Here is a 7,149-nt window from a genome sequence, read left to right as displayed (position 1 = left end):
CATGGATGCGGGCTGAGGGCGTGACTTACAGGGACGTTGCATCTCGCCCGACCCGAAAGCCGGAAGAGATAAGCAGAGTGTATGAAGTGAACGGAAACTCAGCCAGATCCGCATATTCTTACGCTTTCCCAATAAAAAATGCCAGTCAACTAAACTGACTGGCATTATCCCTCCGGAGGCTTTTTTTATGCCTGAGGGGGAAGGGCGCGGGGCTTACTTTCACTGTCTACCGCGACATAGATAAACAGCGCCTCGGTAGCCTTGTAGCGCTGGCCGATAGGCTCCGATGAGACCTTTTTCACCCATACTTCAACGTTGATGGTCACCGACGTATTGCCGCGTTTGATGCAGCGCGCATAGCAGCACACTACGTCACCTACGGCAACCGGACGTAAAAAGGTCATGCCGTCGACCCGCACGGTGACCACGCGGCCATGGGCAATCTCTTTTGCCATGATCGCGCCGCCCATGTCCATCTGCGACATCAGCCAGCCACCAAAAATATCGCCGTTGGCATTGGTATCGGCTGGCATCGCCAGGGTACGTAATACCAACTCGCCCTGTGCTGCTTCGTTTACGTTGGTCATCAGGATTTATCTTCCTGCGGCAGGTGGCGGTAGATATAGATCCCGCTGAGCAGAGTAAAAATTAGCGTCAGGCCGGTTAAACCAAATACCTTGAAGTTAACCCAGATGTTTTGCGGCAGCCAGAACGCGATATAGATATTGGCCAGCCCGCAGAGGATAAAAAAGAGCGCCCAGGCGATATTGAGCTTAGACCAGACCGTTTCCGGCAGGGCAATCTCTTTCCCCAGCATGCTCTGGATCAGCGGCTTTTTCATTACCCACTGGCTAAACAGCAGCGCACCGGCGAACAGGGCGTAGATTACGGTCACTTTCCACTTAATAAACTCATCGTTATGGAAAAAGAGCGTTAACCCGCCAAACACCGCGACCAGCACAAAGGTGACCAGCGCCATCTTTTCAACTTTACGGTAGCGCACCCAGCTGTAGACCAGCACTACCGCCGTCGCCACGATCAGCGCAGCCGTACCAGCATAGATGTCATAGAGCTTATAGAAGGCAAAAAAGACGATTAGCGGTAAAAAATCAAGAAACTGCTTCATTCTTCGATTCCGTTATAGGCGCAGCCTGCCTGTATAGCAGGCTGCGGGATGTTAAGAGCGGATCAGCATATAGAGACGATAGAGATAAACCAGCAGCGCCGCCGAGATCAAATTACTGAGCGTATTGGCAACGATAGCGCCTACCGTCGGCGTCAGAACCGCAAAGTTAGGGGCAAACATCAGCAGCAGCGTTTTCGCCAGCAGCCAGCCCATCACCGCCGGGGCAACCAGACGCATATTGCCCCAGCCCATGCGCATGCTGCTACGGATCGACTGAAAGACGCCCATTTTATCCTGCACCATCATTACTGGAGCAAAAGCCAGTAGGATCGCAAGGATGACCCCCGGAACCACGATAAACATGATGCCGATCTGCACCATAAAGGTAGTCAGGAAGATCAGGATAAACAGCTTCGGCAGCACCGGAGCGCTGGCTCCAATCGCCCGCAGGGCGCTTACCCGCTGGCCTGCTGAAATCAGCTGGATCATCAGCAGTATGCCGCCCGCCAGGATGGCGTTGCCAAACAGCCCGGAGAAGGTGGAGGCAGCAGAGGCGCGCAGCAGCACCTGCTGCTGTTCCGGCGTCATATTCTGCACCAGTTCAAATAGCCCCGCGCTGCCGGACAGGTTATCCCCCTCCCGTAGAATTGCGAGCTGCTCGTCGCTGGGTGAAAAAACATGGCCAAGCATTACCGTGATAAAGGCACACAATAAGGCGATCAGCAAAATGGTGACGAACTGATTGCGAACAAAATTTCCCGTGTCACGGTAAACGGACTTCGCCGTGATAGACATGCACTCTCCTTGAGTAAACCGGTGTTGATTTGCTGGCAATTGTAACCTGGTTAGCGGCGGAGTGGCAGCACTCTGCCATGTATGGAAAAGCATAGCTTTGTAAAGCGGCGTCCACTGCCCATCCAAATTGAGTAATTTGTAACCTAAATGACTTTTTGAAAGATTTTGCGAAAATTGATCCACATCAGAAACGAGGATTTTGCTGATTATTAAGGAAAATTAATCCAGATCAATGAATGTTACTTTACAGGGTTAAATGTGATCTGCGTTAGATCACTTTGTACTTCAATATAGGTATATTCACCGCGCCAGAATAAATAACCCTATAGATGGAGCGGGAAAAATGAAAAAATTAGCGGTGGCAGCATTGGTATTAAGTGCATTTTCAGCTGGGACATATGCCCATGATGCGGGCGAGTTTTTTGTACGTGCCGGTTCGGCGACGGTAAGACCGACCGAAGGCTCCGATAACGTGCTGGGCAGCCTGGGTGGGTTTAACGTCAGCAACAATACCCAGCTGGGCCTGACCTTCACGTATATGGCAACAGAGAACGTCGGCATTGAGCTGCTGGCTGCTACGCCGTTCCGTCACCATGTGGGTACCAGCCCGACCGGCGATATTGCGACCGTGCAGCATCTGCCGCCAACTCTGGTGGCCGAGTGGTACTTTGGCGACAGCAGCAGCAAGGTACGTCCCTATATTGGCGCAGGCGTGAACTACACCACTTTCTTTGATGAGAAGTTTAACGATACCGGGAAAGCGGCGGGCCTCTCCGACCTCAGCCTGAGCGACTCCTGGGGGGCGGCGGGCGTAGTGGGGCTGGACTATCTGATCAACCGTGACTGGTTGATTAACGCCTCGGTGTGGTACATGGATATCGACACCGATGTGAAATTCAAGGCGGGCGGGGTACAGCAGACCGTCGATACGCGCCTCGACCCATGGGTATTTATGTTCTCAGCGGGCTACCGCTTCTGATCCAGACCTCAGGTGAGAAACTGGCTGTTAAAGCCTGTTTCTCACCCTGACGAATCAACTTACTCGCGTTGCCGCTTTCAGACTCTGCACAAACTCTTTCAGCTCGGTCAGCATCTTAACGGGCTTATCAAGGTTATTCTCAATAATCTTCACGATGGCGGAGCCGGAGATTGCCCCGGCTGCGCCAGCCTCCAGCGAGGTTTTTACCTGCTCGGGCGTGGAGATCCCAAAGCCCTGCAGCGGCGGTGCAGCATTGTACTCAGCCAGCTTCTCAACCAGATGCTGCAACGGCAGGGCGACGCTGTTCTCCGCCCCGGTTACCCCGGCACGAGAGAGCAGGTAGGTGTAGCCGCGGCCGTAAGAGGCGATCTGGCGCAGCAGATCGTCATCGGCGTTCGGCGGGCAGATAAAGATCGGCGCAACGTTATGGCGCATTGCCGCCTGACGGAACGGGGCCGACTCCTCTACCGGTACGTCCGCCACCAGCACCGAATCAACCCCCGCTTTTTCACATTTAGCATAGAACTCATCAATGCCCTGACTGAAGACCAGGTTGGCGTACATCAGCAGGCCGATAGGGATATTCGGGTGCTTCTGGCGCACGGCGGCGAGCATCTCAAAGCACTGGGCCGGGGTGGTGCCAGCGGCAAAGGCGCGCAGAGTCGCATTCTGAATCGTGGGGCCGTCCGCCAGCGGATCGGAGAAGGGGATCCCCAACTCCAGCGCGTCGGCACCGCCCTCAATCAGCGCATCGATAATCTTCAGCGACTGTTCAGGAGAGGGATCGCCCAGGGTAACAAAGGGAACAAACGCTCCCTCTTTGCGTTCATGCAGGCGCTTAAACAGCTGCTCATAACGTTCCATCACATCTCCCCTCGTGCTTTTAAAATATCGTGAACCGTAAAGATGTCTTTATCGCCGCGGCCAGAGAGGTTAACCACCAGCAGCTGCTCTTTTTCCGGGTTTTCGCGCATCATCTTCAGCGCATGGGCCAGCGCATGTGAGGACTCCAGCGCCGGAATGATCCCTTCGCTGCGGCACAGCAGCTTAAACGCCGCCAGCGCTTCATCATCGGTAATCGAGACGTAGTCCGCGCGGCCGATGCTGTTCAGATGCGCGTGTTGCGGCCCCACAGACGGGAAATCAAGTCCGGCGGAAATAGAGTAGGATTCCTCAATCTGCCCGTCATCGGTCTGCATCATCGGCGACTTCATGCCGAAGTAGATACCCACCCGGCCATGCTTCAGCGGTGCACCGTGTTCCCCGGTCTCAATGCCGTGACCTGCCGGCTCAACGCCGATCAACCCCACGCTGCTCTCTTCGATGAAGTCAGCAAACATGCCGATGGCGTTAGAGCCACCGCCGACGCAGGCGATTACCGCATCCGGCAGGCGACCCTCTTTTTCGAGGATTTGCGCTTTGGTCTCTTCGCCAATCATGCGCTGGAACTCACGCACGATGGTCGGGAACGGGTGCGGACCCGCCGCCGTGCCGAGCATGTAGTGCGCCTTGTCGTAGCTGCCGGACCAGTCGCGCAGCGCTTCGTTACAGGCGTCCTTCAGTGTGGCGGAGCCGCTGTAGACCGGGATCACCTCTGCACCCATCAGGCGCATACGGAAAACGTTCGGCGACTGGCGCTCCACGTCCTTGGCACCCATGTAGATCCGGCACTTGAGGCCGAGCAGGGCGCTGGCAAGGGCCGAGGCGACACCGTGCTGGCCCGCGCCGGTCTCGGCAATGATCTCGGTTTTACCCATGCGCTTGGCAAGCAGCGCCTGGCCCAGCACCTGGTTAGTTTTGTGTGCGCCGCCGTGGAGCAGATCTTCACGCTTAAGGTAGAGCGTGGTTTTGGTTCCGGCGGTCAGATTCTGGCACTTGGTCAGCGCGGTCGGGCGTCCGGCATAGTTTTTCAGCAGATCGCTAAACTGGGCCTGGAACGCCGGATCTTTCTGGGCGCTGACAAAGGCCTCTTCCAGCTGGCGCAGGGCAGGCATCAAAATTTGCGGAACGTACATGCCGCCAAATTCACCGAAGTAGGGATTAAGCAAAGTAGTCATTACAGATTCCTTAATAGGCACGCAGGGTACGGAAAACCGAGGCCAGCTTACTGGCATCTTTAATACCCGGTTCAGATTCCACACCTGAATTAAAATCGAGTCCGGCACAGCCCGCCTGGGCTGCCGTGACGCAGTTATCTGCGCCGAGGCCACCGGCCAGCATAACGTTATCCAGCGTCTGGCCCGCCAGCAGGGACCAGTCAAAATGCTGCCCGCTGCCGCCCTGGCCGTTATCAAACAGGTAACGGTCAACATGGTTCAGATTGCGGGGTGGGAGCGTATCGCCGACGCTCAGCGCTTTCCAGATCGCCACCTCGGCAGGCAGCGCGGCGCGCAGGGCATCAATATAGGTCTGATCTTCAGCACCGTGCAGCTGCACGGCAGCAAGCTGGAGCCGGGCTGCCTTCTCGACCACTGCCTCGACGGTAGCGTTGCGGAAAACACCCACGTAGCGCAGAGGCGCTGCGGCAATCACCGTCTCGGCCTGGGCATCGGTCACGAAGCGTGGGGATTCCGGGACGAAGATCAGCCCGCCGTAGAGGGCTCCGGCCTCAAAGGCGGCCTGCGCATCCTGTGAGCGCGTCAACCCGCAGACTTTGTTCTCGCCCAGCAGCACGCGCTTGATGGCGGCAGCGAGATCGTCCTGCTCCATCAGCGCCGAACCGATTAAAAAACCGTTGGCAAAATGGCTCAGGTCGCGCACCTGGGCATAGGTGTTGATCCCCGACTCGCTGATCACCGTGACGCCTGCGCCAAGGCGCGGGGCGAGCTGGCGAGTGCGGTTCAGATCGATAGAGAGATCGCGCAGGTCGCGGTTATTAATACCGACAACCTTTGCCCCGAGGGCAATGGCGCGCTCCAGCTCCTCTTCATTGCTGACTTCGGTCAGCACGCCCATCTTCAGGCTGTGGGCCACCGCGGCGAGCTGGCGATATTGATCGTCATCGAGCACCGACAGCATCAGCAGGCAGGCATCCGCCTGATAGAAGCGGGCCAGGTAGATCTGGTAGGCCTCGATAATAAAATCTTTACACAGGATTGGCTGCGGCGCGGCAGCGCTCACCAGCGGCAGAAAATCGAAGCTGCCCTGAAAATACTTCTCATCCGTCAGCACGGAGATGGCCGACGCATGGTGTTTATAGATGTTAGCGATCCGCACCGGATCGAAGTCGTCCCGGATCACCCCTTTAGAGGGCGAGGCTTTTTTACATTCGAGAATAAACGCCGTACGTGCACCCTGCAGAGCGTCGTAAAAGCTGCGCGTGGCAGGCACAATGTCGCTCTGAAAACTGGCCAGCGGCTGCTGCTGTTTACGGGCGGCGACCCAAATCGCCTTATCCGCGACGATTTTCGCTAAAACGGTTTCCATCACTTATCCTCTTGCCGCAAGTGCGGTGACTTTGTCATAGGCAGCACCGCTGCGCAGTACGTCCAGAACCTTTTGCGCATTGGTCCGCAAATCCTCTTCTCCATGCAGACGCATCAGCATCGCCACGTTTGCCGCGACGGCGGCCTCGTGGGCGGCTTCACCTTTACCTTGGAGTAAGCGCGTCAGAATGTCACGGTTTTCTTCCGGCGTGCCGCCCGCCAGCGCCTCCTGACGATAGGGCGTCAGGCCAAAGTCGGCAGCCTCAAGCTGGTAGCTGCTGATATCCCCGTTGTTCAGCTCGGCAACCAGCGTCGGCGCGTGCAGGGAGACTTCATCCATGCCGCCGCTGTGCACCACCGCCGCCCGCTGGTAGCCCAGCACCCGCAGCGTCTCAGCAATCGGCAGCACCAGCTCCGGGCTGTAGACGCCAATCAGCGCCAGCGGCGGATGCGCCGGGTTAATCAGCGGCCCGAGTACGTTAAACAGGGTGCGGGTTTTTAGCTGTTGACGCACCGGCATCGCATGGCGGAACCCGGTGTGGTATTTCGGCGCGAACAGGAAGCAGACGCCCAGTTCGTCCAGCGCGTCACGGGATTTCTCTGCATTCATATCCAGATTGATACCGAAGGCGGCCAGCAGATCCGAGGAGCCGGAACGGCTGGAGACGCTGCGGTTGCCGTGTTTCGCCACCTTCAGCCCACAGGCCGCCGCCACAAAGGCGCTTGCGGTGGAGATGTTGATACTGTTGCTGCCGTCGCCACCGGTCCCGACGATATCTGCGAACAGGTAATCAGGACGCGGGAACGGAGCGGCGTTTTCCAGC

Annotated in this window: 8 protein-coding genes; 1 reads left to right on the top strand and 7 read right to left on the bottom strand. The window is 57.1% G+C overall.

Annotation, left to right across the window (positions count from 1 at the left end; genetic code table 11):
- Positions 1 to 185: 185 nt before the first annotated feature.
- The 3 genes from yciA to RTP97_RS20885 are packed head-to-tail and all read right to left on the bottom strand — an operon-like array spanning position 186 to position 1,921.
- On the bottom strand, positions 186 to 587 hold the full coding sequence (gene yciA / locus RTP97_RS20895; RefSeq protein ID WP_312417036.1) for an acyl-CoA thioester hydrolase YciA: 402 nt from the start codon (positions 585 to 587) through the stop codon (positions 186 to 188).
- Complete coding sequence (locus RTP97_RS20890) at positions 587 to 1,126, bottom strand: septation protein A (RefSeq protein WP_312209505.1); 540 nt, start codon at positions 1,124 to 1,126, stop codon at positions 587 to 589. Before RTP97_RS20890 ends, yciA begins: the two co-directional genes overlap by 1 nt.
- 51 nt (positions 1,127 to 1,177) lie before the next feature.
- Positions 1,178 to 1,921, bottom strand: a complete 744-nt coding sequence (locus RTP97_RS20885; protein ID WP_312417034.1) for a YciC family protein — start codon at positions 1,919 to 1,921, stop codon at positions 1,178 to 1,180.
- Between the two features lie 343 nt (positions 1,922 to 2,264).
- Here RTP97_RS20885 and ompW point away from each other — a divergent pair, with 343 nt between their 5' ends.
- Positions 2,265 to 2,900, top strand: coding sequence for an outer membrane protein OmpW (ompW, locus tag RTP97_RS20880; RefSeq protein ID WP_312417032.1), 636 nt, complete (start codon positions 2,265 to 2,267; stop codon positions 2,898 to 2,900).
- A 54-nt stretch (positions 2,901 to 2,954) separates the two neighbouring features.
- Here ompW and trpA read toward each other — a convergent pair whose 3' ends face one another.
- The 4 genes from trpA to trpD all read right to left on the bottom strand — a co-directional run.
- A complete protein-coding gene (gene trpA, locus RTP97_RS20875; RefSeq protein ID WP_312417029.1) occupies positions 2,955 to 3,764 on the bottom strand; it encodes a tryptophan synthase subunit alpha in 810 nt (269 codons plus the stop codon).
- Entirely contained in the window at positions 3,764 to 4,957 is a 1,194-nt protein-coding gene (gene trpB, locus RTP97_RS20870) for a tryptophan synthase subunit beta (protein WP_268107805.1), read from the bottom strand. Before trpB ends, trpA begins: the two co-directional genes overlap by 1 nt.
- Before the next feature lie 10 nt (positions 4,958 to 4,967).
- Complete coding sequence (gene trpCF, locus RTP97_RS20865; protein ID WP_312417025.1) at positions 4,968 to 6,326, bottom strand: bifunctional indole-3-glycerol-phosphate synthase TrpC/phosphoribosylanthranilate isomerase TrpF; 1,359 nt, start codon at positions 6,324 to 6,326, stop codon at positions 4,968 to 4,970.
- Between the two features lie 3 nt (positions 6,327 to 6,329).
- Positions 6,330 to 7,149 (bottom strand): anthranilate phosphoribosyltransferase (trpD, locus tag RTP97_RS20860; RefSeq protein ID WP_312417023.1); only part of this gene is annotated, 820 nt, incomplete at its 5' end.

Origin of the sequence: Pseudescherichia sp. (assembly GCF_031998825.1) — a bacterium.
In the GTDB taxonomy this organism is placed as follows: Bacteria; Pseudomonadota; Gammaproteobacteria; order Enterobacterales; family Enterobacteriaceae; genus Pseudescherichia.
Note: the sequence above shows the minus strand (reverse complement) of the source record. Positions and strands in the feature narration are given on the sequence as shown.